1 protein-coding gene is annotated in these 323 nt (G+C 65.3%); it reads left to right on the top strand.

Annotated features, from left to right (window positions below; translation table 11 throughout):
• On the top strand, positions 1–323 hold a 323-nt coding region (locus B157_RS39000), incomplete at both ends, for a hypothetical protein (protein WP_041952095.1).

The raw sequence follows: 323 nt of genomic DNA, 5'->3' as shown, positions 1-323 counted from the left end.
GTGTATGTAGACGGGGTCGGGGCGGTCTATGTGGCCGATAGCGGCAACAACCGCATCCAGAAGTGGGCGGCCGGGGCCACCAGCGGCACCACCGTGGCCGGGGGCAATGGAGCAGGCTCCGGGGTTAATCAGCTCAATTTACCTTATGGTGTATACGTGGACGGGGCCGGGGCGGTCTATGTGGCCGATTTGTCCAACAACCGCATCCAGAGGTGGGCGGCCGGGGCTACCAGCGGCACCACCGTGGCCGGGGGCAATGGACGAGGCTCCGGGGCCAATCAACTAGATGATCCTACTGGCGTCTTTGTGGACGGGGCCGGGGC

This window comes from Spirosoma spitsbergense DSM 19989, assembly GCF_000374085.1.
In the GTDB taxonomy this organism is placed as follows: Bacteria; Bacteroidota; Bacteroidia; order Cytophagales; family Spirosomataceae; genus Spirosoma; species Spirosoma spitsbergense.
The sequence above is the reverse complement of the archived record's forward strand: the minus strand, read 5'-3'. Positions and strand labels throughout refer to the sequence as shown.